Annotated in this window: 15 protein-coding genes and 1 pseudogene; 11 read left to right on the forward strand and 5 right to left on the reverse strand. The window is 72.8% G+C overall.

Going from position 1 to position 24,972, the window contains the following annotated elements; genetic code table 11:
- Positions 1-42: 42 nt before the first annotated feature.
- Positions 43-2,922, reverse strand: coding sequence for a hypothetical protein (locus ACFWP2_RS35240; RefSeq protein WP_380459337.1), 2,880 nt, complete (start codon positions 2,920-2,922; stop codon positions 43-45).
- Positions 2,923-3,644: 722 nt separating this feature from the next.
- Here ACFWP2_RS35240 and ACFWP2_RS35245 point away from each other — a divergent pair.
- The gene (locus tag ACFWP2_RS35245) at positions 3,645-5,201 is read left to right on the forward strand and encodes a sialidase family protein (RefSeq protein WP_380459340.1); all 1,557 of its coding nucleotides are present in this window, start codon (positions 3,645-3,647) and stop codon (positions 5,199-5,201) included.
- Here ACFWP2_RS35245 and ACFWP2_RS35250 read toward each other — a convergent pair.
- Together ACFWP2_RS35250 and ACFWP2_RS35255 are read right to left on the reverse strand one after the other, a co-directional pair.
- Positions 5,152-6,186 carry an endonuclease/exonuclease/phosphatase family protein gene (locus tag ACFWP2_RS35250; RefSeq protein WP_380459342.1) on the reverse strand — a complete coding sequence of 345 codons (1,035 nt, stop codon included), beginning with the start codon at positions 6,184-6,186 and terminating at the stop codon, positions 5,152-5,154. The genes ACFWP2_RS35245 and ACFWP2_RS35250 overlap by 50 nt on opposite strands.
- A gap of 51 nt (positions 6,187-6,237) precedes the next feature.
- Positions 6,238-6,894 carry a MerR family transcriptional regulator gene (locus ACFWP2_RS35255; RefSeq protein ID WP_380459345.1) on the reverse strand — a complete coding sequence of 219 codons (657 nt, stop codon included), beginning with the start codon at positions 6,892-6,894 and terminating at the stop codon, positions 6,238-6,240.
- A 270-nt stretch (positions 6,895-7,164) separates the two neighbouring features.
- On the opposite strand from ACFWP2_RS35255, the gene ACFWP2_RS35260 reads away from it, so the two are divergent.
- The 6 genes from ACFWP2_RS35260 to ACFWP2_RS35285 all read left to right on the forward strand — a co-directional run bounded on the left by ACFWP2_RS35260 (position 7,165) and on the right by ACFWP2_RS35285 (position 14,487).
- Positions 7,165-8,538: a DUF3533 domain-containing protein gene (locus ACFWP2_RS35260; RefSeq protein ID WP_380459347.1), complete on the forward strand. Its 1,374-nt coding sequence runs from the start codon at positions 7,165-7,167 to the stop codon at positions 8,536-8,538.
- Positions 8,539-8,682: 144 nt separating this feature from the next.
- Positions 8,683-9,192: a MarR family winged helix-turn-helix transcriptional regulator gene (locus tag ACFWP2_RS35265; RefSeq protein WP_380459350.1), complete on the forward strand. Its 510-nt coding sequence runs from the start codon at positions 8,683-8,685 to the stop codon at positions 9,190-9,192.
- 280 nt (positions 9,193-9,472) lie between these two features.
- Complete coding sequence (locus ACFWP2_RS35270) at positions 9,473-10,555, forward strand: LLM class flavin-dependent oxidoreductase (protein WP_380459352.1); 1,083 nt, start codon at positions 9,473-9,475, stop codon at positions 10,553-10,555.
- Between the two features lie 17 nt (positions 10,556-10,572).
- A complete protein-coding gene (locus ACFWP2_RS35275; protein ID WP_380459355.1) occupies positions 10,573-11,196 on the forward strand; it encodes an FMN reductase in 624 nt (207 codons plus the stop codon).
- A 227-nt stretch (positions 11,197-11,423) separates the two neighbouring features.
- Positions 11,424-13,055, forward strand: a complete 1,632-nt coding sequence (locus tag ACFWP2_RS35280; protein ID WP_380459358.1) for a S8 family peptidase — start codon at positions 11,424-11,426, stop codon at positions 13,053-13,055.
- 61 nt (positions 13,056-13,116) lie between these two features.
- Entirely contained in the window at positions 13,117-14,487 is a 1,371-nt protein-coding gene (locus tag ACFWP2_RS35285; RefSeq protein ID WP_380459361.1) for a hypothetical protein, read from the forward strand.
- 107 nt (positions 14,488-14,594) lie between these two features.
- On the opposite strand, the gene ACFWP2_RS35290 is transcribed toward ACFWP2_RS35285, so the two are convergent.
- Positions 14,595-17,297, reverse strand: a complete 2,703-nt coding sequence (locus ACFWP2_RS35290) for a glycosyl hydrolase (RefSeq protein WP_380459363.1) — start codon at positions 17,295-17,297, stop codon at positions 14,595-14,597.
- A gap of 344 nt (positions 17,298-17,641) precedes the next feature.
- On the opposite strand from ACFWP2_RS35290, the pseudogene ACFWP2_RS35295 reads away from it, so the two are divergent.
- Positions 17,642-18,190, forward strand: a pseudogene (locus tag ACFWP2_RS35295) (carbohydrate binding domain-containing protein); the annotation flags it as partial.
- Between the two features lie 42 nt (positions 18,191-18,232).
- Complete coding sequence (locus tag ACFWP2_RS35300; protein WP_380459373.1) at positions 18,233-19,351, forward strand: chitinase; 1,119 nt, start codon at positions 18,233-18,235, stop codon at positions 19,349-19,351.
- Positions 19,352-19,426: 75 nt separating this feature from the next.
- Here ACFWP2_RS35300 and ACFWP2_RS35305 read toward each other — a convergent pair whose 3' ends face one another.
- Entirely contained in the window at positions 19,427-21,943 is a 2,517-nt protein-coding gene (locus tag ACFWP2_RS35305) for a collagenase (RefSeq protein WP_380459365.1), read from the reverse strand.
- A gap of 450 nt (positions 21,944-22,393) precedes the next feature.
- Between ACFWP2_RS35305 and ACFWP2_RS35310 the strand changes: the two genes are divergently transcribed.
- The gene (locus ACFWP2_RS35310; protein ID WP_380459368.1) at positions 22,394-23,719 is read left to right on the forward strand and encodes a peptide ligase PGM1-related protein; all 1,326 of its coding nucleotides are present in this window, start codon (positions 22,394-22,396) and stop codon (positions 23,717-23,719) included.
- Between the two features lie 46 nt (positions 23,720-23,765).
- On the forward strand, positions 23,766-24,860 hold the full coding sequence (locus ACFWP2_RS35315) for a zinc-binding alcohol dehydrogenase family protein (RefSeq protein ID WP_380459371.1): 1,095 nt from the start codon (positions 23,766-23,768) through the stop codon (positions 24,858-24,860).
- The last annotated feature ends 112 nt before the right edge of the window (positions 24,861-24,972 follow it).

A 24,972-nucleotide genomic window follows, 5' to 3' on the forward strand; every position in this document is an offset into this window, starting at 1 on the left:
GGGACGAGGACCCGGGGCCACGGCACCCGTGCGGCGGAGGCGTCAGTCAAGGGCCTCCATGTCCAGAACCGGTGGTGACCACGGTGCGGCGACGAGGCCGCCCGGTTGGATCCCGTACCGGCGCAGGCGCTCGGCCTTCTCCTCCATCCCCTGGGAAGCGAGGAGCTCGACGGCCCGGCCCAGCGCCGCCGGGTGCCCGGCCTCGGCCTGCCGCAGGAGCCAATCCTCGGCCGCGTGGGGCCCCGACTCGCGGCGCAGCAGGTGGATCGCCCGGTCCATCGGATCGGGCACGTCGGAGATCACCTCTCCCGGAGCCCCCATCTTCCGTTCGAGCAGGGCGGCGATCGCCCAGACGGAGAGGTGCCTGCCGGTGTGCGCCGCCCGGGCCGTCGCCCGGACCGCGCGCTGGTACTCCCGCAGTGCTTCCGCGTGGCGCCCCCGCGTCTCCAGCCACTGTGCGACACCGGACATCGCGTCGGGGTGGCCCTGCTCGGCGGCGCGGAGGTCGAACGCGTACGCCTCGACGAACCGACCCGCCTTCTTCAGCCAACCGGCGAGGTGCCGCAACTGGAAGGTGTCGTCCGGGTCGAGAGCTCCGAGGAGATGGGCGATCCCCTCGTCGTGCCGCTCGACGTGCCACAGGACACGGGAGATCGTCCTGGTGGGGTCGAGCGCATCCGAGGCGGCCCTCCCGTGCAGCCAGTCGAGGGCGGGTTCGACGAGCGACTGCTCCGCCAGCCAGTCCAGTTCGGGGGAATCCATCTCGGACTCGGCGGTGAAGACGTGGCGGAGGAGGTCGTCGATTCGTCGTTCCTCCCGCCTCTCGGCGAGGAAGGCCGTGATCCACGACAGGTCGGGATCCGATCCGACCGTGATCGCCTTCCGCAGGAGGGCGTGGCCGTCGTCGGTGAACCCGTGGTGGAGCAGCCACCTTCCGGCTGCCCGCGCGAACGGGCCTTCGTTCTCGGCGGCCTGCCGCCGGACCCATGCGGCGGCGCTCTGCGGGCCGCGCGTGTCGGCCATGAGGTCGGCGAGCATCAGCAGGGCCGACACGGACCCGCCCGTGACCGCGTCCGCCAGGTAGGGGAGGGCCGCATCCGTCTCGCCCTGAGCGATCAGGACCCTCGCCCGCGCCTCCCGGGAGTGATCGTCGCCCAGCTTGACCCCCATCTCCCGGACATGCGCGGCTTCGTCCTCCGCTTCGGCGTCCTCGAGTCCCCTCGCGACCTCGCGGATGGACGGGATGTCCCCTCGGTACGCGGCCGTGACGTAGTGGTCCACGGCTTCCTGGCGGCAGCCGGTCTCGGCGAGGAGCTCGGCGACGGCGCGGGCCGCGGCACCGTCCCCGTTGTCGACCGCCTCGGCGTGGAGCCTGACCGCCGGGCCGTAGAGGAAGCGGTCCGCGGCCTCCGCGGCGAGCGCCGGGCGGTCGGCCTCGGGCGCGTGCAGCACGAGGGCGTCCCAGAGGGAGGCCGTGCCGGCGCTGTCCGCCCGTTGGGCCCGGCCGGACTGCTCCAGGTAGTCGGCGAGCCGGTAGCGCGGCCGCTCGGGAGCCGCGTCCCCCGGGCGCGGTCGAATCCGGGCGAGCGGGCCGGGCGCTCCCAGGCACGGGGCCGTGGCATAGGCGAGTGCCGTGCCGAACCAGTCGTCCGCGACCGAGTCCCACTGGTGGTCCGTCAGGTAGCCCGGTACGGCGCGTTCCAGCAACTCCTCGGGAATCGGTGATCCGAGGCCGAGGCGGCGGGCGTCGATGGCCGCGTCCATCAGGGCCCGCGCCGCGGGCCGGGCATGGCGGTAGCGTTCCAGGATGACCGGGGCGCCGGCCAAGTACTGGGTGATCATGCCGGATTCGGCGCGTTCCAGTGCTCGCCGGAGCCGGGAGTCGCCGGCCGCCTCGGCCCGCAGCCTGGTCAGATCGGACTCGTTGAACGCGTCCGGAACCTCGATGTCGTGGCCGCGGAGCAGAGCGCGGGCCTGGGCGTGGGGATCCTGGCCGAGCGCGCCCGGCGGACGTGTGAGCTCGTCCCATTCCTTGGGCCAGATCGTCCCCAGGACCAGGACCGGGGCGGCGCCCTCCCGGCGCAGCAGCGCCCGCAAGGCGGCGGCGACCCGGGAACCGACACCGTTCGGCGGCGTCAGCAGGTACTGCTGAAGGTCGTTCAGCCAGATCACCGTGCGCGGCGGCACGTGCGGCAGATCGGCCAGCAGCGCCTCGGCCGGGCTGGGCGAGATCGGATGCCACAGACGCCATCCGGGCGGGAGCCCGTGGATCAGCTCCCAGCAGGAACGGGTCTTGCCCGTCGACGAGTCACCGACCAGGACGGCGAGGCCGCTGCGCCCCGCCACCGCCCGCGCGGCGACCTCGGCCAGGACGAGATCGTGCTCCCGCTCGACGTAGGCCGGCAGTGCGGGAACGATCTCGTCCGTCGACGGGGCGATGGCGCGGTGGACCTCCAGTTCGAACGGGTCCGTGAGCCGGTCGATGTGCCGCGTCAGCGGTCCCGGGGCTCCTCCGGGGACGGGCTCCTCCGTCTCCAGCAGGCCCGGTCCCGCGGTCCTGGGGCCCAGCAGGGAGAGCACGTCGGTCACACTGAGCAGTGCCGGGAAGGCCTGCCGGACGTCCCTGTCGGCGTCCAGCATGGACCTGAGCTGGTCGGCGTGCCAGATCACGAACCCCTTGACCGCCAGGCCGACGCCGGATCGTGCGACCTCCGCCAGCCTTCCCGTCACATAGGCGTCGAGCCGGTCGATCCCGCCGGTTCGGGCGGAGGAGGACAGTTCGACGTTGCTGACGAAGACGAGGTACTCGGGGAGGCGGGTGCGGGTGTTCCTCGCGGCGGCGTCGGCCCAGCCGTCGATCTCCTTGCGGATCTCCTCCTTCAGCCACAGCCCGTTGGCCTGGGCGGTCGACTTCGGCTTCACCTGAAACTTCGCCTGCAGGACGGTGAAACCCGTCCAGACCTCGGACGTCGAATCGACCCCGGCGGATGAGATCCCGGAGGACGCGGTCCCGGAGGATGTCGCCGACCAGCGGATCGTTCCCTCGAAGGTCGCTTCCCGGCCACCGTCGGGCCCGTCGCCGAAAGCCTGGACACCCGGCCCGAGGACCCTCCGGGCAAGCGCCACCACCATCTGTTCGAAAGCGCGGGACCCGAGGCGGGTCAGGTCGTAGTCGGGCACGTCGACATCCTGGCAGAGCCCGCTGACAGCCACTGGGTGCGGGGCCTGTGCATCGGCTCAATTCCCTTTCCCCGCAAGGGAGTAAACGCCGGCGGCGTCGTTCCGCGAGTTTTGGTCGTACATCTTGTGCGATGTCATGATCCGGCTCACACTTCCGATTTGCGAACACGTGTGCACCGCCGTGTGAGCGCCCTTCGCCCTTGCGTCTGCCGGGATCCCCGGCGGTCGGAGGGATGTTCCGTTTCACGTTCCCCCTGAGAAGAGGACGGATCGCCGCGTTCGCGCGGTCCGCCGACTCCCGCGCCGCCGGCCGTCACGACACCCCCACGTCGCTGAGCGGCCCGGCGGCTGCCGCCGTCATCGCGCCCGAGCCCGAGCACCGGGGCAAGGGCAAGGACCACGAGGTGCGGTTCGCCGCACCCGCCGGGTCGTCCGTACCACCTCCCCACGCGAAGGAGCTTCGGATGAAGCACCCGCGCACCCCCACCCCCTGGCGCAGGCCGTTCGCCGCCGTCGCGGCGGCCGCCCTCGTCCTGGTCGGCGCGGCCTGGAACGCGAGCCCGGCCGGCGCGTCCGCCCCGTCGTCCCGTGGCGCCGGCGGCGCCGCGTCCGGCACCGACCCGATCACCCTGGCCGTCAACGGTGGCGGACCGGGCCTGGTCCGGGTGAGCAGCGACCCGTTCACCAGCGCCGGCAGCCAGTTCGCCACCGAGGTGGAGCCCGACACCTTCGCCTACGGCGGCACGATCGTCTCCGCCGCCCAGGTGGGGCGGTTCACCGACGGCGGGGCGGCCGGCCTCGGCTGGAGCACCTCGCTGGACGGCGGCTTCAGCTGGCAGAGCGGCATGCTGCCCGGCCTCACCACCCACCAGGGCGGCGGCAGTTGGGCCCGCGCGTCGGACCCCGCGGTCGCCTACGACGCCAGGCACGGCACCTGGATGGTGGCCGGCCTGGTCATCGACTCGGGGCGCAATCCGGTGGGTGTGACCGTCAGCCGCTCCGCCGACGGCCTGCACTGGCAGGACCCGGTGCGGGCGGTCGGCCACGACGGCCAGGCCTACGACAAGGAGTGGATCGTCTGCGACAACACTCCGACCAGCCCGTACTTCGGCACCTGCTACGTCGAGGTCGACGTCCCGTCCTCGGACAACCTGATGATCATGTCCGCCTCCCGGGACGGCGGTGCCACCTGGTCCGCGCCGACCGGCCCGTCCGGCGTCAACCTGGGCCTCGGCGGCCAGCCGCTGGTGCGGCCCGACGGGACGGTCGTGGTCCCGTTCTCGACCGACACCACCTCGATCCGCTCCTTCAGCTCCACCGACGGCGGCAGGTCCTGGAGCTCCACGGTCCTGGTCGCCGACGTCGTCGCGCACGAGGTCGCGGGCGGGCTGCGCGACGGTGAGGGCCTGCCCTCGGCGGAGATCGACGCCGAGGGCAGGGTCTACGTCGCCTGGCAGGACTGCCGCTTCCGGACCGGCTGCGCGGCCAACGACATCGTCTACGCGAGCTCGGCCGACGGCAGTACCTGGTCGGCCGTGACCCGGGTGCCGATCGACCCCACCACCAGCGGGGTCGACCACTTCATCCCCGGCCTCGGCGTCGACAGCACCACCGCCGGTCGCACCGCCAAGCTCGGGCTGTACTACTACTTCTACCCGAACGCGGACTGCACCGCCGACACCTGCCGGTTGGAGGTCGGCTTCGTCTCCTCCACCGACGGGGGCGCCACCTGGACCGCGCCGCGGACCGTCGCCGGCCCGATGTCGCTGTCCCGGATCGCCGCCACGAGCGGGGGCGGCATGGTCGGCGACTACCTCTCGACGTCGGTCCTCCACGGCAGTGCCGTGGCCGTCTTCGCGGTCGGCCGGACGCCGACCGGCGGCCAGGCCTTCGACGAGGCCATGTACGCCGTCGCGGGCGGCCTCCCCGTCCGGGCGGGCACCGTTCCCTCCAGTACCGGGCCGGTCGTCGTCACCGCACCCGGCCAGGAGCGGCACCGTTCGCCGGTGACGCGCTGGTGACCGGCCGCTGACCGGTCGGGCCCGTCCTCCCGTCCCACCCGAGGGGAGGACGGGCCCGACCTACAGCGGCAGCTCGACCACCACGGGCCGGTGGTCCGAGATCGGCGTCCTGGGCGCCCGCACCGAAGCCGCCTGGTGCGGTTCGAGCCCGGCCGCGAGGACGTGGTCGAGCTGCACCAGCGGGCGGTGCGACGGAAAGGTCCGGACCCGGGCGATCCGGTGCCAGTCGGACCGGTCCGCCGGCCCGCGCCGGGACTTCGGGGTCCTCGACGAGGAGAGGAGCCCGGCCGCGCCGAGCGCGGCCACGGGAACCGCGCCGAACATGTTGAAGTCGCCCAGCAGGACGTGCGGCCGGGGCAGGTCGGCGATCCAGCCGTGCACGGCGAGGAGTTGACGGACGTTCCACCCCGGGACGAACGACAGGTGCAGCGCCACCGCGGTGAACGGGCCGCGCCGCCCTTCCAGCACGGCGGCCAGTGCGGCGCGAGGATGGTCGCGGATCACCGTGAGGCCCGCCCGCCCGCCCGGCCGCGCGCAGCGGCACGGCGACGGGAGGCTCGCCGAACCGCCGGGCCCGCCAGCTCAGGACCGGCAGTCGGGACAGCAGCGCGATGCCGTGCGAGGGAACCTCTCCGTGGTGCCCCACGCCCTGCGGGCCGTACACCCGGAGCCCGGGTTCGGACCGGTCGCGGACCCAGGTCCGGCCCGGCAGGGACCGGGCGTGGACGGCCGAGGCGTAGCGCCAGTGCGCGGCGCCGGTGGCCTCGGCGACCGCCCGTGCCTGGTCCACCCGGCCCGAGCGCTCCTGGAAGCGGTCGAGCTCCTGGAGCGCCACCACGTCGGCGTCCAGGGACACGACGGCGTCCACGAGCGGGTGGATGGGGGCGGTGCCGGAGGCCGCCGTCGGCGGCCGGCCGTCGTCCGGCAGCCGCTGCCCGTGCAGGACGTTGAAGGTCGCGAGGCGTACCGGTGCGGAGCCGATCATGGTGGGACGGTACCGCGGCGGGTCGGCCTCGGTGCCGGGAGGCCTGTCGGCTCAGCCGTCCTCCTCCGGTTGTTCGGTGGTCCGGGCCCAGGCGGTGCGGCGCTGGGACTCGTGTTCCTGGGCGAGGCGGCGCAGGAGGGCGAGGACCGGTTCGAGGAGCAGGACGACGATGGCGGCGTGTTCGACGAGCCGCGCGCGGTCCTCGATGTCCTCCAGCTGGTCGAGGTCGAGCCGTGCGGCGGTGGCGGCGACCTCGGCGTAGGGGAGGAGGTCCTGGGTGCGGTAGCTGACGCCGAGGCGGTCGAGGTCCATCAGGCTTGCGGCGAGGGCCCGGCGGTGCGGCGAGTCCGCGGAGACGTCCCAGCCCATGGCGTCGAGCAGTTCGTCGACCCGGTGGGTCTGTTCGTCCACCGCGTCCGTCTCGGCGGCGTCGACGGGTGTGGGCAGGGCGTAGTGGACGACCCCGAGCGTGGCGAGCGGGTCGAGGGGCTGGTCGATCGCGGCGAGGACGTCGCGGGTGGCGGCGATGGAGAGGCCGCCGCGGGCGGTCAGGGCGCGGATCAGCCGCAGGCGCTGGACGTGTTCGTCGCCGTAGAGGGTGAGCGTGGCGCCGAGCGGCTGCCCGGGCGGCAGCAGGCCCTCGCGTACGTAGTACTTGATGGTGGCGACCGGTGTCCCGGACTGCCGGCTCAGGTCGGAGATCTTCATGCGCGCTCTCGCTCGGACTCGGTGTCTGTGATCAGTCTCGCAGGCCGTCGAATGGACTCCCTCCACTGATAGTGCCACTATCAAGCTAGATAGTGAAGGTTCCAAGCAGGCTGTCGACCAGCTGAAACGCTCGGAACCCGCTGTACGTCCCTGCCTTCAGCGCCGTCACGGCGCGCTACCGCAACCGGAGCACCATGCCAGCCCCCAGCCCCACCGGAACCGGGCGCCACGCCGCGACCCCCGCCTCGCCTCGGAGCCTCGGGAGGAGCGATGTCTGAGCCGAGCCGTGTCATGGGCGTGAGCGCCCGCGGACTGCTGAGCAGGAAGAGCCTGTGGCTGCCGTCGGCGGTGATCGTCGGCGTGCTGTCCTTCGTCCTGTCCCTGCTCTACCTGGGCGCCAACAACGACCCGGTCGGTTCGACCAAGGACATGCCGATCGCGCTGGTCAACGCGGACCGCGGCGTCCAGGTGGCCGGTCAGCGGATCGACATGGGTGCGCAGATCGTCGCGCAGGTCACCGGATCCGAGGACCTGAAGGGCAAGGTCGCCTGGAAGCAGGTCGACCGGGCCGCCGCCGACGAGCTCCTGAGCAAGGACAAGGTGTTCGGGGCGCTCGTCATCCCGGACGACTTCTCCGCCTCGGTCGCCGCGCTCGCCGGACCGGCCCAGCAGGATCCGCACCCCCCGACCATCACGGTGCTGACCAACCCCGCGGCCGGAAGCTTCGGCTCCTCCATGGCGACGGAGATCAACCGCAAGGTCGTCCAGGCCACCTCCGTCCAGGTCGGCCACCAGCTCACCGAGCAGCTCGCGAAGCAGCAGGCCGCGCAGCAGGCCGCGGCCCAGGCGGGCCGGCCCGCGGCGGACGCCTCCGCCGCCCACCAGGCCGCGCCGGGCGCCGCGGCCCAGCTGATGGTCACCGACCCGATCAAGGCCGTGGTCCAGGAGGGCCACCCGCTCGGCCACCACAGCGGCCTGGGCCTGAGCGCCTTCTTCTACACCCTCGTCCTGGTCCTGGGCGGCATGCTCGGCGCGAACGTGATCCACACCCAGGTGGACACCTCGCTCGGCTACATCTCCAGTGAGAAGGGTCCGTTCCGCAGCACGGCACCCGCCCAGCACATCAGCCGGACCCGCCACTTCGTGGTCTCCTCGGTGATCATGGTCGCCGTCTCCGCGCTGACCTCGGCCCTCGCGATGGCCGCGGCCGTCGGCGTCATCGGCATCGACGCCTCCCACCTGCCCATGCTCTGGCTCTTCGGGACCTGCGCGACGGCCGCGATGGGCATCACGGCGCTGGCGCTGCTCGCCGCCTTCGGCACCCCGGGCCCGATCATGTCCATGCTGGTGCTGATCGGCCTGGCGATCCCCTCCGCCGGGGCCACCATCCCGCTGCAGGCACTGCCGGACTTCTACCGGTTCCTGGCCGACTTCGAGCCCTTCCGCCAGGTGGTCGACGGAGTCCGCTCCATCCTCTACTTCGGCGCGCAGGCCGACGCCGGGCTCGGCCGGGCCTGGGCCATGGTCGGCCTCGGCTTCGTGATCTCCGTCGCCCTCGGCCTCGCCGTCACCCGCCTCTACGACCGCAAGGGGCTGCACCGCAGCCCCTCCCACGCGCCGCAGCCGGCCCCGGCGGCCGCCTGACCCGCCCGTGACGGGTCCGGGTCCGGCCCGCAGAGGGCCTGACCCGGACCCGCGCCACGACGGCCGGTCCGCCGGGCGCCGTCCCGGACGGCCACCGGCTGCGGACCGGCAACCAGACGAACCAGCACCACCGAGAGAACCGTCATGCTCCAGGACGCGCCCGCACCCCCGCTCCCGTCGGCCCCGCCCGTACGGCCGCTCGACCGCATGTACCGCATCATCGGGCTCTGGAAGGAGCAACTGGCGCCCGCCCTCAAGGAGCACGGGCTCACCGTCGCCCACTTCCACGTCCTCGCCGTCCTGCGCCAGGCCGGGCCCTTCCACTGCCTGACCACCGGACAACTGGCCGCCGGCGAGAGGGTCACCGGCTCCGGTATGACGGCCCGCGCGAACCAGCTGGAACGCAAGGGGCTGATCGCCCGCGAACGCGACCAGCGGGACCGCCGCATCATCCACCTCAGGCTCACCGAACGCGGCCTGCACCTCGTCGACCAGGTCATCGCCCGGCACCACCTGATGGAACAGCGGTTGATGGCCGGGCTCGACGAGGCGGAGCACCGCGCCCTCGCCGGGCTGCTCACCAGGCTGGAGCACTTCCTGGAAGGCGACGACGGCGCGCCCCGGACCGACCCCGATCCCGCCCGGGTCCGCTGACCGCACCCGCCAGGGGAGCTGCCGCCGCTGCGGTGGCGCACCGACTGGCTCGGGCCCCTGGAAGGTTTCCCTTCCAGGGGCCCGAGCCCGTGGTGGCGCGTCCGCGCCCAGGACTGTCCCCACAGCGCACGGTCACGCTCATCGGGCCCCGGGCGGCGTCGCAGTGCGCTGCCGGGCAACCGGCGATGCGCTGCCACGCCGTTCGCGCGCCCGCTGCCGCCTAGGTTGCGTCGAGTGGCCCGATCCGGGCCGCGATCAGTCAGTGGAAAGGCAACAGCCCATGCAGTTCGGGATATTCAGCGTCGGTGACGTGACGGTCGATCCGACCACGGGACGGGCGCCGAGCGAGCGCGAGCGGATCAAGGCGATGCTGGCGATCGCGCTCAAGGCCGAGGAGGTCGGCCTGGACGTCTTCGCGATGGGCGAGCACCACAACCCGCCGTTCGTCCCGTCCTCGCCGACGACCATGCTGGGCTGGATCGCCGCCAGGACCGAGCGGATCGTCCTGTCCACCGCGACCACGCTGATCACCACCAACGACCCGGTGAAGATCGCCGAGGACTACGCGATGCTCCAGCACGTCGCCGACGGCCGCGTCGACCTGATGCTCGGGCGCGGCAACACCGGCCCGGTCTACCCGTGGTTCGGCCAGGACATCCGCCAGGGCATCCCGCTCGCGGTGGAGAACTACGCGCTGCTGCACCGCCTGTGGCGCGAGGACGTGGTCGACTGGGAGGGCCGCTTCCGCACCCCGCTGCAGGCCTTCACGGCCACGCCCCGTCCGCTGGACGGCGTGCCGCCGTTCGTCTGGCACGGCTCGATCCGCAGCCCCGAGATCGCCGAGCAGGCCGCCTACTACGGTGACGGCTTCTTCCACAACAACATCTTCTGGCCCCAGGAGCACACCCGGCGGATGGTCGAGCTCTACCGCGAGCGCTACGCCCACCACGGCCACGGCACCCCCGAGCAGGCGATCGTCGGCCTCGGCGGGCAGGTGTTCATGCGGAAGAACTCCCAGGACGCGGTGCGCGAGTTCCGTCCGTACTTCGACAACGCGCCGGTGTACGGGCACGGGCCCTCGCTGGAGGAGTTCACCGAGCAGACCCCGCTGACCGTGGGCAGCCCCCAGGAGGTCATCGAGCGCACCCTCGGCTTCCGCGAGGCCGTCGGCGACTACCAGCGCCAGCTGTTCCTGATGGACCACGCCGGCCTGCCGCTGAAGACGGTGCTGGAGCAGCTCGACATCCTCGGCGAGGAGGTCGTGCCCGTGCTCCGCGAGGAGTTCGCCAAGGGCCGGCCCGCGACCGTCCCCGACGCCCCCACCCACGCCACGCTCCGGGACACCGTCCCCGCCGCCTCCTGACCGGAACGGAATCCCCCATGGAACCGACCTCGCCGATCACCCTCGCCGTGATCTCGGGCGGCCTCAGCCTGCCCTCCTCCACCCGCCTGCTGGCGGACCGCCTCGCCGAGGCCGCCTCCGCCCACCTGGGCCGCACCGGCCGGGAAGTCCAGGTGCGGATGCACGAACTGCGCCCGCTGGCCACCCCCATCGCCCACCACCTGCTCTCCGGCTTCCCCTCGCAGGCACTGGGCGACGTCCTGGAGGAGGTGAGCACGGCGGACGCGCTGATCGCCGTGTCCCCGATCTTCTCCGCCTCCTACAGCGGCCTGTTCAAGTCGTTCTTCGACCTGCTCGACCCCGGCGCCCTCGCCGGCAAGCCGGTGCTGATCGGCGCGACCGGCGGCACCGCGCGCCACTCCCTGGCCCTGGAGCACGCGCTGCGCCCGCTCTTCGCCTACCAGCGCGCCCTGGTCGCCCCGACCGCCGTCTTCGCGGCCTCCGAGGACTGGGGCGGGGCCGGGGACGCGCGCACCGACAGCCTGCCGGCGCGGATCGAACGGGCCGGGGAGGAGCTCGCGGCGCTGACCCTCGCGGCCCTGGCGAATCCGCGGCCCGCCGACCGGCCGGCGGTGACGCCCTCCGCGCTCGGCTTCCACTGACCCCGCGCGGATCCTCGCCGCCGCGTCGGCGTGGCGTCGCGCCCGTTCGCGCTCGACTCCCGTGGTCGCTCCGCTCCCGCCATCACCTCCGCGATGGCGGGAGCGTCCGCGTTCCGGGGCCGGCCCCGGCGAGTTGCAGGGGGTGGGGGAGCGGCTGACACTCGCAAGCAGGAGCGGTGGCGCCGACGGGTCGGCCGCCGCGCCCGCCCCGGGAGATGAGAACGGTCATGGCGTACGAGCCGGAGAGCCCCTTCAGGTCGCCCATCGTGGGTGACCTCAACCTGTCCCCGCCCACCACCGTGGTCCGTGAGGCCATCGGGCTCCGCGACGCCGCGGTGCCCGTGGAGACCGGGGCCGACCCGGACCGGCAGGTGCCGATGCTGATCGAGCTGAACCTGCGCTTTCCCGGCGGACTGCAGGCCGTCCGCGACGAGTTCTACGCGCTCTGGGAGCACTACGCGGGGCGGTCGAGCGGGTGGTGGCCGGTGGAGGTCACCTCGGGGAGCCATGTGCAGCCCGAGGTGCCGCAGGGGCTCGCGCTGGTCGCGCCGAAGCTGTACCAGACCGTCCTCTCCCGGGGGGACCTCCGCTCGCTGGTGGAGGACGACCGGCAGGCCGCCGCCCGGACCGGGCGGCCGCCCACCATCTTCCGGGTGTGGCCGGACTACCCGCTGGATCCCCAGATCGACCGCTCGGCGCCCACCGTGAAGGCCAACGCCGCCTGGCGCGCCTACGACGCGCGCGGCAGCGGGATCGTGTGGGCGGTCATCGACAGCGGGATCGACGCGGCCCACCCGCACTTCTCCCGGCTGGAGCTGGCGGCCGAGGGGCGGGGCGAGGACCTGCCGCAGGGGCGGACCACCCGGCTGCACCGCGACTTCAGCTTCCTGGTGAACCCGGACGACCCGGTGGCGCAGCCGCCCGGTGGGGCGCCGGGCCAGAACGCGGCGTTCGTGGACGACTGCGGGCACGGCACGCACGTCGCGGGCATCATCGCGGGCTGCACCCCGGACGGCATGACGCCGCGGGTGGCGACGCCGGACGAGCCCGTGGACGGCGGGTTCGTCGCCAGGGCGGGCGCGGACCGGCTGTCCGGGATGGCACCGGACTGCGAACTGGTCAGCATCAAGGTCATGCGGCTCAGCCGCCAGGGCACCTATGTGACCTCCTCCAGCGCGGTCATCCGCGCGCTGACGTATCTGCGGACCGAGGTCAACGTGGACCCGGCGGTGCTGCGCGTGCACGGTGTCAACATGAGCCTGGGCTGCGTGTGGGAGCCCAAGCAGTACGCCGCGGGCCAGTCGCCGCTCTGCCAGGCCGTGGGCCAGGTGGTCGCCTCGGGCGTGGTCGTGGTGATCTCGGCCGGCAACTCCGGCGCCCGGACGGACAGCGCCGACACCTCGGCCATCATGGGCTCGATCACCGAACCGGCCCACACCGAGGACTGCATCGCGGTCGGCTCCACCCACCGGGAGGCACCGCACGCGTTCGGTGTCACCTGGACGTCGGGGAAGGGCCCGACGCTCGACGGCCGGATGAAACCGGACGTCGTGGCGCCCGGCGAGTGGATCGCCTCGGCGGCCAGCGGCAAGGTGCGGGACTCCGCCGGGCTGAAGTTGGTCCCGGGGGACCCGGTGCCGGAGAGCCTGCTGACGTACGCCGAGCTGTCCGGCACCTCGATGGCGGCGCCGCACGTGTCCGGGGTGATCGCGGCCTTCCTGTCCGCCCGCCCGGAGTTCATCGGCCGGCCCCGGGAGGTCAAGAGCCTGCTCACCGCCTCCGCCACCGACCTCGGCCGGGAGCGGTACGCGCAGGGGGCGGGCCTGGTGGACCTGATGCGGATGCTGGCGAACGTGTGACGAGCGGACGAACCGAGGAACGAACGAACGGACGAACGGCCACCCCGAAAGGTCAGGTGTGATGAGGCCACTGCCGACGACCAATGAGCCCGTGTGGGACCTCACCTTCGACGAGAAGGGGGTGCTGACCGCGCCGGCGGAAGGCGACTTCCTCGACGAGGTGACGGCCGGGGGCGTCACGGACCTGTTCGTGTTCAGCCACGGGTGGGGCGTGGCCGAACAGAGCGCCCGCGAGCTCTACGACGCGATGTTCCCGCTGATCCGGGCGGCCGCGAGCGGAGCGGCGAACCTCGGCACGGTGGGGTTCGCGGGCGTCTACTGGCCCGCGCTCTGGTTCCCGCCCACGCCGGCGACCCCGCCGGCGGCGGTCGCCTCGCCCCAGGCCGGGGAGGGCGCCCTGCTGGACCTCAGTGCCGGAACGGCCGCCGTCTCCGGGGCGGACATCGCCGCGTCGCTGGCCAAGGGCTTCGCCGACCCCGAGCAGCAGCAGACGGTGACGGAGGTCGGCCGGCGCATCGACGAGGCGGTGGCGGCGGCCGGTGCGGGCGAGACCGACGCGGCCAAGGAGCAACGACTGGCGGGGATCCACGAGTTGATCCGGTCGCTGGTGCCGCCGCCCGGGCCCGACGGCGAGTTCGAGGACGCGGGCGAGACCGCGCTGCTCCTGGACACCGATCCGAAGACCTCCTACCAGGCCGCCGCCGAGGCCTTCGGCAGCGCGCCGCCCGGCTCCTCCACGCAGGGCATCGGGGACTGGTTCCGGAACGCCGTGAACGGCGCGAAGGACGTGCTGCGGGTGCTCTCGTACTCGGTCATGAAGGCCCGGGCCGGTGACATCGGCCGGGCCGGCCTGGGACCGCTGCTGGCCGCCCTGCACGGCCGCTCGCCCGGCCTGCGGGTGCACCTCATCGGCCACAGCTTCGGTGCCCGGCTGGTCTCCTTCTCCCTGGCCGGCGTCGGCGCGCCCGGCGACAGCCCGGTCACCTCGCTGCTGCTGATCCAGGGGGCGTTCTCGCACTGGTCCTTCGCGCACGCCCAGGACAATCCGTTCGGCAGCGCGGGTGCGCTGAACGCCTTCACCGACCGGGTGCACGGCCCGCTGGTCGCCACCTTCAGCGTCCACGACTGGGCCGTCGGCATCTGGTACCCGAAGGCGTCCTTCCTGGCCCGCCAGGACTCCGAGGCCGAGGAGGCCGGGCGCTGGGACGGCATGGGGGCGGACGGGTACCAGGCCGTGGCGCCGGCCGGGGACCGGGTGATGCCGGCCGAGGGCGGCATCGACTACGCCTTCGCGCCCGGGACCTTCTACCGGGTGAACGCCTCCGCCGTCATCAACGACGTGGACGGCCAGCCGTTCGCCGGCGCGCACTCCGACATCCGCAAGCCCCAGGTCGCCATGCTCGCGGCGGCCGTCGCCGCGGCGCACGGGTAGGGCGGATCCGGAGCGGCCGGGGAAGCCGCGGGACGCCACTGCCCGGCCCGCTCGTACGGAGCGGACCGGGCAGCGGCGTTCGGCCGGGTGCGGTGGAGCGGAGCCGGTCAGCCGTCCGTCTCGTCGGAGCGGCCGTGGCCGAGGCGGCGCAGGTCGAAGGACCAGATGCCACGGCCGAAGGTGGCGGCGTAGAGCCTGCCGTCGGGGCCGGTCTTCAGCTGCTGCACCGCGGCGGTGGGCAGGTTGCGGCCGAGGACGCGCCAGTCGCTGGTGCCGGGGGCGCGGTAGAAGGCGGCGAGGTCGCTGCCGAGGGCGAGGCCGCCGTTGGGCAGGATCTTCACCGAGGTGGCGGGGACGTCGGGCAGGTTGGCCGAGACGTCCGTCCAGCCGGCTCCGCCGTCCCGGGTCTCGAAGAGGTGGCCGACGCCGGCGCCGGGGCCCTCGGTCCAGGTCCGGGAGAAGCCGTTGAAGGCGACGAGGACGTGCCGGGCGTCGTTCTCGTCGACCGCGAAGGAGGAGATGTAGCGGTTGGGCAGGGTGCCGTCCACCGGCAGGTCGAGCTGGTGCCAGCCGGTGCCGTCGGCCTTGCCGACCGCGATGCCGCGGCTGAAGCCGACGTTGTTGCAGGGGCCGCACCAGCCCGCGTACACCGTGCCGTCGTCCGTCGCCACCGCGGTGGCGACGTGGCCGGCGCCCAGGTCGTAGGCGTCGGCCCACTCGCTGCCGCTGCGGATCGCGTAGCCCTTGTGCTGCACCCAGACGTGCCGGCCGCCGGCGATCCAGGTGTTGACGTCCTTCGGGTCGGCGGTGATCGGCGCGATGAAGCGGGCCGAGCTGGTGTCCTTGTCCGGCGGGGCGACCTCGTAGGAGGTGGCCTTGGCCGGGTCGGTCTTCCAGACGCCGCTGTTGACGGCGCAGTTCTGGGTGACCCAGACGTCGAGGTAGACGTACTCCTCGGCGATGTTGCAGCCGTTGTCCGGGTCGACGAGGGTGTCGGCGCCGTCGCCGCCGAAGTTGGACCCCATCACCTTGTCGTGGGCGCGCAGGATGGACTCGCCGTTGTCCTGGAGGCCGCCGCTGACGATCACACCCCGGCCCGAGCGGTCCGCCGGGTCCTTGCCGACACCGACCGAGTAGTACTGCAGGGTGTCCATGGTGCCGTCGGCCAGCGACTTCCAGTCCGTGGCGTGGCCGGAGGCGTCGGCCGCGCCGTCGACCGGACGGCTGTAGATGCCGCCGTCGTTGCCCACGTACACGCTGGTCCTGCCCTGGTACGTGCCGAAGGCGACGGCGTGCTGGTCGGAGTGGGTGGTCTGCGAGCAGTCACCGGTCTGCTTGGCCGGGTCGATGCTCCAGCAGGGGAAGCCGAAGTTCCAGTACGGGCCCGGGACGGTCCAGGTGGAGCCGCCGTCCTTCGTCTCCAGGACCTCCTCCAGGCCCGCGTAGACGTGGTCCGGGTCGGCCGGGTCGACCTGGAGGGACTGGTTGTACCAGGCCTGGATGCCGGGCTGGTACCCCTCGTCCTGGAGTGCGGAGCCGGAGTTCTTGAGCTTGTCCTTGTCCGCGATCAGGGTCCACGGCCCGAACGGGGAGCCGGACCTGGAGACGTAGATGCCCTTGAGTCCGGTGTCGGGGTCGGTCGCCATGACCTCCGGGGACTGGTCGATGGCGTAGTAGCGCGAGCCGTCGGCCGAGGCGGCGAAGGTCACGTTGCCGACGTTCGCGGCGTCGGTGGGCAGGTCGCCGAGCGAGCCGACACGCTGCCAGGTGCCGTCCGCGGCCTTGCCGTAGAAGCCGTTGTAGCTGTCGCCGCCGCGCCAGCCGACGGCGAGGACGACCTTGCCCGGGTCCTTGGGGTCGATCGCGATGTCGTTGGCGATGTTCTTGTACGGCGCGGCCGGGTCGCCGGCCTTCGAACCGCCGGGCAGGTACTCGGGGTTGGGCGCGAACTCCAGGGTCCACGGGCCGGACAGGTCCGTCGTGGAGTGGCTCCACACGCCCCGGCTGGTGGCCGCCCACACCTTGCCGCCGCCGAAGCGCAGCGCGTGGATGATGGTCGACTCCAGCTCGTTCCCGCCGACCCGGTTGCCGGGCTGGAACTCGCCGCGCCGGGGGTCCGGGAGCACGTACACGCCGGTGCCGACGTACGAGGTCGCGCCGGTGTTGGACTCGCCGGTGGCGTACCAGAGCCGGCCGCCGCCGTCGAGGTTCAGGGTGCCCGTCGAGAGGGACGGGAGCCGGTCCGAGATGGACTGCCAGTGGCCGCCGCCGGTGCGGGAGCGGAAGACGCCGCCGTTGGCGCCGCCCGCGTACACGTAGCCGTCCCGGTCGGCGGCGATCCCGGTGATCCGGCCGGTCACGTAGCCGGCGCCGCCGCTGGAGTTGGAGTTGACGTCCCGGTAGCGCGGGTCGTCGGAGTCGTAGGGCTTGTCGGTGACGTGGTCCCAGCTGCCGGCGGTGTGCGGCATCGACTGCAGCTGGGCCCAGGCCGCGCCGTAGGCGCCGGGCGCGACCACGCCGGGGGCGGTGCGGGCCTCGGTGTACTGCGCGGTGCCCTCGGCGGAGTTCTCCGCCTCGTCGCCCTCGTCCTCCCCGGGCGCCTGGGACTTGGCGGTGAACGCCGGGCCGGCGGCTGCCTGGGTCTTGACCTTCTCGGCGTGCTTCCGGCCGATCTCGGCCTGGTGCCGGGCCTGGTGCGGGCGCTGCCCGGGCGGGTCGGCGGGCGCGGCGAGCGCCTGGGTGGTGGCCAGGCCCAGCGCGGTCAGTGTGACGGTGCTCAGCAGCAGCTTGTTGCGTCGCCCCTTGGGCACGTGGAGTCCTCCCCGTGAAGTGCCGGCGGCGCGGGTCGCGCGTTCCGGCGGAGACAGGCGAAGCCTTGCGGGTACGCCGTGGCCGAGGAAGGGCAACGCGCATAACGACTTATTAAAACTATTACTGTTCAAGATGGTTGCATTCACCGAATAGTGGGTCGGCGATCCGCATTCCCGTAATTGGTCCAGACCTAATTGGTCCAGACCTATTGACTCCCCTTGCCGCCCCTCCTACGATCCGGACCGGCACAGCCCCACATGTTTCCCCACCTCACCCAGAGCCGGGCGTCACGCCCCCACGCGTCGGTCATGTCCATGACGCTCGGCGGAAAGGGAGCACAGCCATGATTCGTCGGAGGACGCGCAATCCACGCCCGTCGGGCGGATTCCGCCCGGAGCGGGCGGCCGTGGACCGTGCGGTACGGCTGCACCGGACCGGCCGCGCCGAACACGGGTCGACCGTCCTGAAGCGCTTCCTCGCCGGAGTGAGCGCCGCGGCCGTCATCGGCGCCGGCATCGCCGTGGCCGGCACCGTCACCGCCGGGGCCGCCACCCCCAACCTGGTGGCCAACCCCGGTTTCGAGAACGGGCTTTCCGACTGGACCTGTTCCGGCGGCGCGGGCGCGGCGGTGAGCAGCCCGGTCCACTCCGGCGCCTCCGCGCTCAAGGCCACGCCGACCGGCCAGGACACCGCCCAGTGCACCCAGACCATCAGCGTGCAGCCCAACTCCCAGTACACGCTGAGCGCCTACGTCCAGGGCAGCTACGTCTACCTGGGTGCCACCGGCACGGGCCTCAGCAACGCCTCCACCTGGACGGCGAGCAGCGCCTCGTACGGCCAGCTCAGCGTCGGCTTCACCACCGGGGCGAACACCACCTCGGTGACCGTCTTCCTGCACGGCTGGTACGGGCAGCCCGCGTTCTACGCGGACGACGTGTCGCTCGCCGGCCCCGGGGGCAGCAGCCCCTCGCCGACCGCCACCACGCCGACCACCGCACCTCCGACGACCACCGCGCCTCCGACGACGACGCCGACCGGCACTCCGCCCACCAGCACTCCGTCGACCACGGCGCCGCCGACCACCACACCGCCGGGCGAGACCTGCCCCACGAAGCCCAAGCCGTCGGGCAAGGTCCTCCAGGGCTACTGGGAGAACTGGGACGGCGCCCTGAACGGCGTCCACCCCGGCATGGGCTGGGTGCCCATCACGGACAGCCGGATGGCCGCCCACGGCTACAACGTCATCAACGCCGCCTTCCCGGTGATCCTCTCGGACGGCACCGTCCTGTGGCAGGACGGCATGGACGCCAACGTCAAGGTCTCGACCCCCGCCGAGATGTGCCAGGCCAAGGCGGCCGGGGCGACGATCCTGATGTCGATCGGCGGCGCCGCCGCGGGCATCGACCTGAGCTCCAGCACCGTCGCCGACCGGTTCGTGGCGACCGTCGTGCCGATCCTCAAGAAGTACAACTTCGACGGGATCGACATCGACATCGAGACCGGCCTGTCCGGGAGCGGCAACATCAACACGCTCTCCGCCTCCCAGGCCAACCTGATCCGCATCATCGACGGCGTGCTGGCCCAGATGCCCGCGGGCTTCGGCCTGACGATGGCCCCGGAGACCGCGTACGTCACCGGCGGAAGCGTCAACTACGGTTCGATCTGGGGCGCTTACCTCCCGATCGTCAAGAAGTACGCCGACAACGGGCAGCTGTGGTGGCTGAACATGCAGTACTACAACGGCAGCATGTACGGCTGCTCCGGCGACTCCTACCAGGCCGGCACCGTACAGGGCTTCACCGCGCAGACCACCTGCCTGAACAACGGCCTGACCATCCAGGGCACCACCATCAGGGTGCCCTACGACAAGCAGGTCCCCGGCCTGCCCGCCCAGCCCGGCGCGGGCGGCGGCTACATGGACCCGGGCCTGGTCGGCCAGTCGTGGAACGCCTTCGGCGGTGCGCTGAAGGGGCTCATGACGTGGTCGGTCAACTGGGACGGCTCGAAGGGCTGGTCCTTCGGCGACAACGTCAAGCGCCTCCAGGGGCGTTGAGCACCGACCGCCGGAGCTCCCGCTGACGGCTCGCGCCCCGGTGCGCCGGGGCGCGAGCCGTCAGCGGGTCGGTACTCAGTACCGGGTCGTGACGGTGACGCCGCTGAACGCCGTCTTGCCGTAGAGGCTGATGTAGCGGTAGCCGGCCGTCGTGTTCGTGACGGTGATGCTCTGCGAGCCGGTGCTCCTGGTGGACGAGGCGGTGTAGGCGGTGCTCGAGGCCCAGGTGTCGGCGTTGTAGTAGAGGTAGGCGGTACCGGTGCCGCCGGTCGTGGTGACGTCGAGGGTCACGGTGCCGGCAGGCATGTAGATGTACAGCTCGTCCTGCTCGCCCGCGGCGGCGGACCGGCCGGTGCGGAAGCAGTTGCGGTCCATGGCCCGCGGGTCGGCCCCGGTGCAGGCGGTGGGATCGGCGGGGGTGGTGACGGTGACGGGCTTGGCGGTGGTGGCGGTCTTGCCGTTGCTGTCGGTGACGGTCAGGGTGACGGTGTAGGTGCCCGGCGTGGTGTACGTCTTCCACGGCGCGCTCTCCGTGGAGCCGGTGCCGTCCCCGAAGTTCCAGGCCCGGGAGGTGATGGTGCCCTTGCCGCCGGTCTCCGTGGAGCGGTCGGTCAGCTGCGCGGTGAGGCCGGAGACGGCGGCGTCGAAGGCGGCGGTCGGCGTGCCCGGGGTGAGGCAGGTGTCGGTGGCGCAGGTGTCGAGCCAGGTGTTGAAGCCGGCGTCGTAGCGGGTGCCGATGGCGTTGTAGTAGGCGTAGCCCTGGGCGTAGTTGCCGGTGCGGAAGTAGTAGAGCATGCCCTGGAGGACGCTCGGGTACCGTTCGACCATGTGGCGGGCGGCGAGGTAGCCCCAGTGGTAGGTGCGGACGAGGTCGCTGTTGCGGTAGGTGCTCTGGAGCAGGGTGCTGAGCGGGTAGGTGTGCTTGGGGGCCTGGGCAACCGCGTTGGTGTCGGTGACGCCGCGGTAGGTGTAGGAGACGTACTCGGCGATGCCTTCGATCCACCACAGGTCGGGGACGCTGGTCTGCTGGTCGAAGTCGCCCTTGAGGTCGTAGCGGGCGTCGAGGACGTGGGCGTACTCGTGGTTGAGGTTCCAGATCCGGGCGGTGAAGCCGTTGGCGGTCGGGTGCCGGTACATGATGGTGACGGGCTGGTTGGCCGGGTCGGTCGGTGTCCCGGTGAGGGTGATGCCGCCGTTGTTGGTGTCGGCGCCGTAGATCGCTCCGGCGTAGGTCTGGTAGGCGGCCCTGTCGGCGAAGACCACGAGCTGCACGGACGACTCGTACTGGCCGGGGATGGGGCCGTTGTCGCGGACGAGGTTGTGGAAGAACGCGTCCTCGCCCTTGAGGTCGGCGCAGACGGCGGCGAGTTCGGCCGGGGTGAGGTCCTGGGCCCGGATGGTGAGGGTGGGGTTGCAGGTGTGGCTGACCGGGAGTGCGGCCTTGATGAGCCGTTGGTTCAGGTCGCAGATGCCGTAGGTGGAGCACTGGTCCGGGTCGAGGAAGTCGGCCATGGCGGCGGTGGAGACCCACAGAGGAGCGGTCGGGCCGGTGATCGACGATCCGTCGAGGAGGGCCTTGACCAACGGCCGCACCTTGCTCTGGAAGGCCGGGTACTTGACGAAGCGGGTGAGCACGCGGCCGGCGTTGGCGTCCAGGGCCGCGTTGTCGGTGCCGAGCAGGTCGCGGTGCTTGAGGGTGAAGTCGTTGAGAGTGTCGATGATGCTCGGGTCGGCGGTGACCGCGGCGAGGAAGTCCGGGTTCTTGTCGTGGCCCCGGTCCAGCGGGGTCAAGACGCTGTTGACGAAGGTGACCATGTTCCTGGAGGTGTTGTACGAGCTGTCGTAGCCGTTCAGCACCTGCTTGTAGGTGTTCAGGTAGCGGGCCTGCAGCTTGGCGCTGTCGGTGAGGATGACGACGTCGTTCGCGACCTCGCCGTTCGCGTCGGTCACGTCGGTGAAGTGCGGGCCGGCGGCGAACGCGTCGATGCCGCGTGCCACGGTCTCGGTGAGCGTGCCGTCGAAGCCCGGGATGTGCGCGGGGTCGTTGGACTGCACGTAGTAGCCCGCGCGCAGGAACAGGACGAGCTGCCACATGCTCGTCGAGTTGTCACCGGGGTAGGTGGTGGCGGCGCCGCGGAAGGCGTCGGCGATCGTCGCCATCTGGCTCTGGCGGAACACGGCCGATGCTTCCGAGCCGGTTGTGTAGAACAGCGAGCCGATGCACTTGGGCGTCGAGGCCTTGACGTAGGAGACGAGGGCGGCCCCGGACCGGCCGCTGAAGTCGGTCGGGGTGCAGGACTGGGTGGCGGCCGGGGCCGTCGCGAAGGCACGCGGTGCGGCCTCGGGCGCCGTGGCCTCGGACGAGGCCGGGGGGCTGAGCGGCGGGAGCTGGGCGGGGGTGAGCCGGTGTGCTTGCGGTGTGCCGGGGGCGGCGGGGTCCGGGGTGGTGCCACCGGTCATCGGCAGGAGGTCGTCGGCGGCCTGGCGGAGGTGGGGGGTGGTCGTGGCCGCGGGGGCGGCGGCCTGGCTGGGCGCGGCGGCCAGTCCGAGGAGGGTGGTGGCTGTGGCGACCGAGGCCAGCAGCCTGGACACGCGGGTGAGCGGACGCAACGTCATTCCTTTGTGGGGGAGGGCGGACGGGGGGCACCGCAGGCGGGGGAGGGGGAGGCGGCCGGGGTGCGCGCCGCATGCTCTCACGGCACCCGGCCGCTTCAATAGGGTGTGACATGGCATGAGATGATCTTCGGGCGTGTCATGGCCGGAACCCGACAACGTCTGGCGCGTTCCGGGCGGCGGCGCCGGCGGCGCCGGCGGCCCGAAGGAGGTGTCTGCCCTGTTCCGTCAGGACGGGTCCCCGGCCGAGGTGGCCGACGTGCCGCGGAGGAGCCCGGGTCGCCGGTTGTTCGGCGTTTTGTTCAATGACCGAGGGCCGAACCAGAACAACCCCGGTGCGCTACACCGGTAGCGCACGCCACACCCGTGCCGTGCGTGGGGCCAGGACCGTGGGTCGCCACAGCGCCGAACGCCGGGAGATTCCACCAGATGACGACGCTCTGCATCGCGAACAACCGCACCGAGGAGATGGTCGGGGACCTCACCGGGGCGACGCCGCTGGAGCTGCGGTACGCCGGGTGCGGGGCGCAGCGGATGCTCTGGTGGGCCGAGGACGGTGACGTCCTGGTGCTGCCCTGGGGTCCGGACCCGGCGTTCCTGGCGTACGTCACCGGGCTGACCGGGGTGCGGGCCGACAGCCTGACCTTCGTGGTGCCGCCGCCGGGCGACCAGGGCGAGCAGGTGCTCACCGCGGACCGCCTGACCGACCCGGGCTTCCTCGCGGAGCTGCGCCGCGTCCTGGACGGGCGCACCGTCGACGAGGTGCTGGCCGTCTCGCCGAACGGCGCGGTGGCCGAGCTGGCGGCCGCGCTCGGTGTGGCGCACGCCCTGCCCGGCCTGGCCTTCGCCGCGCAGGGCGGCAACGCCCTGGTCAACAGCAAGGCGGGGTTCCGGGCGCTGGCCGCCGGCGCCGGGGTGCCGATCCCGCCCGGGCGGGTGGTTGGTTCGCCGGCCGAGGTGGAGGCCGCCGTCGAGCATCTGCTGGGGCAGGGGCACAGCGTGATGCTGAAGGTCGAGTACCAGGTGGGCGGCCTGGGCAACGAGATCCTCGCCCGGGACGAACGGGTGGCGGCGGTCGGCGCCGAGCGGGTGGTGCCGCTGCCGGACCGGGCGGCGGTGGCCGCGTACGTGGCCGAGCGGTGGACCTGGCTGACCGGCGGGCGCGGCCGACGGGTGGTGGTGGAGCGGTACTTCCCCGACTGCGCGCCGCTGTACGCCGAGTTCTCCGTCGGCGACACGGCGGTGGTCCTGTCCGGCTGCGGCGAGATGGTCATGCGGCCGGTGGTGCTCGGGGAGATCACGCCGCCGGTCACCCCGGACGCCGCGGCCAGGGCCGAACTCGTCGAGCAGGGCGCCCGGTTGTGCGAGTCGCTGCGGGTGATCGGCTACCGGGGCACGGTCAGCGCCGACGCCGTGCTGACCCCCAAGGGCGAGATCTACTTCCACGAGACCAACGGCCGGCTCACCGGCTCCAGCCACCTGCACGACGTCTTCCGCGGCCGGCTGCTGCGCGAGGAGCACCGCGGCTCGCGCCACCTCCTGGAGCTGGCCGGCCTCACGGTGCCGTCCTTCGCCGGGGCCGTGGCGGCGGTCGCCGCGGCCGGTCTGGCCTTCGACCGGGGGAGCGGCACCGGTGTGCTGTTCAGCACCGACTTCGGGCCGGCCGACGGCTCGGTGATGTACTGCGCGGTCGCCGGGAGCCCGGAGGCCGCCCGCTCCCTGGAGGCCGCGCTGCTCGCGCTGTTCGCCGGATGAGGGCCGGGGCGGACGGGGGAGAGGCGCGACCGTGGACGAGGTGGACGTGACCGACACGAACGACGTGAACGACGTGAACGACGTGAACGACGTGAACGACCTGAACGACCTGAACGAGGTGAACGAGGTGACCGTGGGCAAGGCGGAAGGGGACCAGGTGGACGAGAACGGTAACGGGACCGGGACAGGCATGCGCGCGCTGGTGATCCACCGCTACGGCGGGCCGGAGGAGCTCCGCGTCGAGACGGTGCCGGAACCGGTGGCCGGCCCGGGTCAGGTGCTGGTCGACGTCACCCTGGCGGGGCTCAACTACGCCGATCTGGAGATCCGCGCCGGCGAGTACCTCCAGCTGCCACTGCCGGCGGTGCTCGGCGTCGACGTGGTCGGGCGGCGCCGGGAGGACGGCCGGAGGGTGGTCGCGCTGCTGCGTACCGGCGGCGGGTACGCCGAGGTGGCCGTCCCCGAGGCGGCGCACACGGTGGAGGTGCCGGACGGCGTGGACGACGAGCAGGCGCTCGCGCTGCTGGAGCAGGGCGGGACGGCCTACGGCGCGCTGGTCCTGGCGGGGCGGCTGCGGCCGGGCGACGCGGTGGGGGTGTCGGCGGCGGCGGGCGGGGTCGGGCACCTGGCGGTGCAGCTGGCCAGGGAGCTGGGCGCGTCCCGGGTGGTCGCCCTGGCCTCCACCCCGGAGAAGCGGGAGTTCCTGCGCTCGCTGGGCGCCGACACCGTGCTCGACCCCGAGGACCCCGACCTGGCCGCTCGGCTCGCGGACTCGGGCGGGCTGGACCTGTTCCTCGACTCGGTCGGCGGCCGGGTGCTGCGCGCCGGGCTGGCCGGACTGGCCCCCTTCGGGCGGCTGGTGTCGGTCGGGGCGCGGGGCGGTGTCGAGGACGGCTTCACGATGGGCGAGCTGAACGAGCGCTCGGCGGGGGCGCAGGGCTTCTGGCTCAAGCACGTCCTGGCGGACCGGGCGCTGTTCGAGGAGGTCGCCGACCACCTGTTCCGGCTCGCCGCCGAGAAGCGGGTGGTGGCCTGGATCGACCGGACCGTTCCGCTGTCCGGGGTGGCCGAGGTGCACCGGGCGATGGCCGCGCGGCAGACCAGGGGCAAGGTGCTGGTGGACGTCCGCCGCGAGGGGTGAGCGACGTACGGGGAGGGCGGCCGGCCGCCCTCCCCGACCGCGCGCGGGGGCCCGCGGGGGGGCCCGCCCGGGCCGCGGCGGGGCGCGGTAAACAAAAAAGCGCCCCCCCCCC

Origin of the sequence: Kitasatospora sp. NPDC058444, assembly GCF_042721415.1 — a bacterium.
Classification (GTDB): domain Bacteria; phylum Actinomycetota; class Actinomycetes; order Streptomycetales; family Streptomycetaceae; genus Kitasatospora.

Coding starts and splice junctions, on each gene's coding strand:
- ACFWP2_RS35245 (WP_380459340.1), top strand. CDS start 3,645: ATGAAGCACCCGCGCACCCCCACCCCCTGGCGCAGGCCGTTCGCCGCC.
- ACFWP2_RS35250 (WP_380459342.1), bottom strand. CDS start 6,186: ATGATCGGCTCCGCACCGGTACGCCTCGCGACCTTCAACGTCCTGCAC.
- ACFWP2_RS35255 (WP_380459345.1), bottom strand. CDS start 6,894: ATGAAGATCTCCGACCTGAGCCGGCAGTCCGGGACACCGGTCGCCACC.
- ACFWP2_RS35260 (WP_380459347.1), top strand. CDS start 7,165: ATGTCTGAGCCGAGCCGTGTCATGGGCGTGAGCGCCCGCGGACTGCTG.
- ACFWP2_RS35265 (WP_380459350.1), top strand. CDS start 8,683: ATGCTCCAGGACGCGCCCGCACCCCCGCTCCCGTCGGCCCCGCCCGTA.
- ACFWP2_RS35270 (WP_380459352.1), top strand. CDS start 9,473: ATGCAGTTCGGGATATTCAGCGTCGGTGACGTGACGGTCGATCCGACC.
- ACFWP2_RS35275 (WP_380459355.1), top strand. CDS start 10,573: ATGGAACCGACCTCGCCGATCACCCTCGCCGTGATCTCGGGCGGCCTC.
- ACFWP2_RS35280 (WP_380459358.1), top strand. CDS start 11,424: ATGGCGTACGAGCCGGAGAGCCCCTTCAGGTCGCCCATCGTGGGTGAC.
- ACFWP2_RS35285 (WP_380459361.1), top strand. CDS start 13,117: ATGAGGCCACTGCCGACGACCAATGAGCCCGTGTGGGACCTCACCTTC.
- ACFWP2_RS35310 (WP_380459368.1), top strand. CDS start 22,394: ATGACGACGCTCTGCATCGCGAACAACCGCACCGAGGAGATGGTCGGG.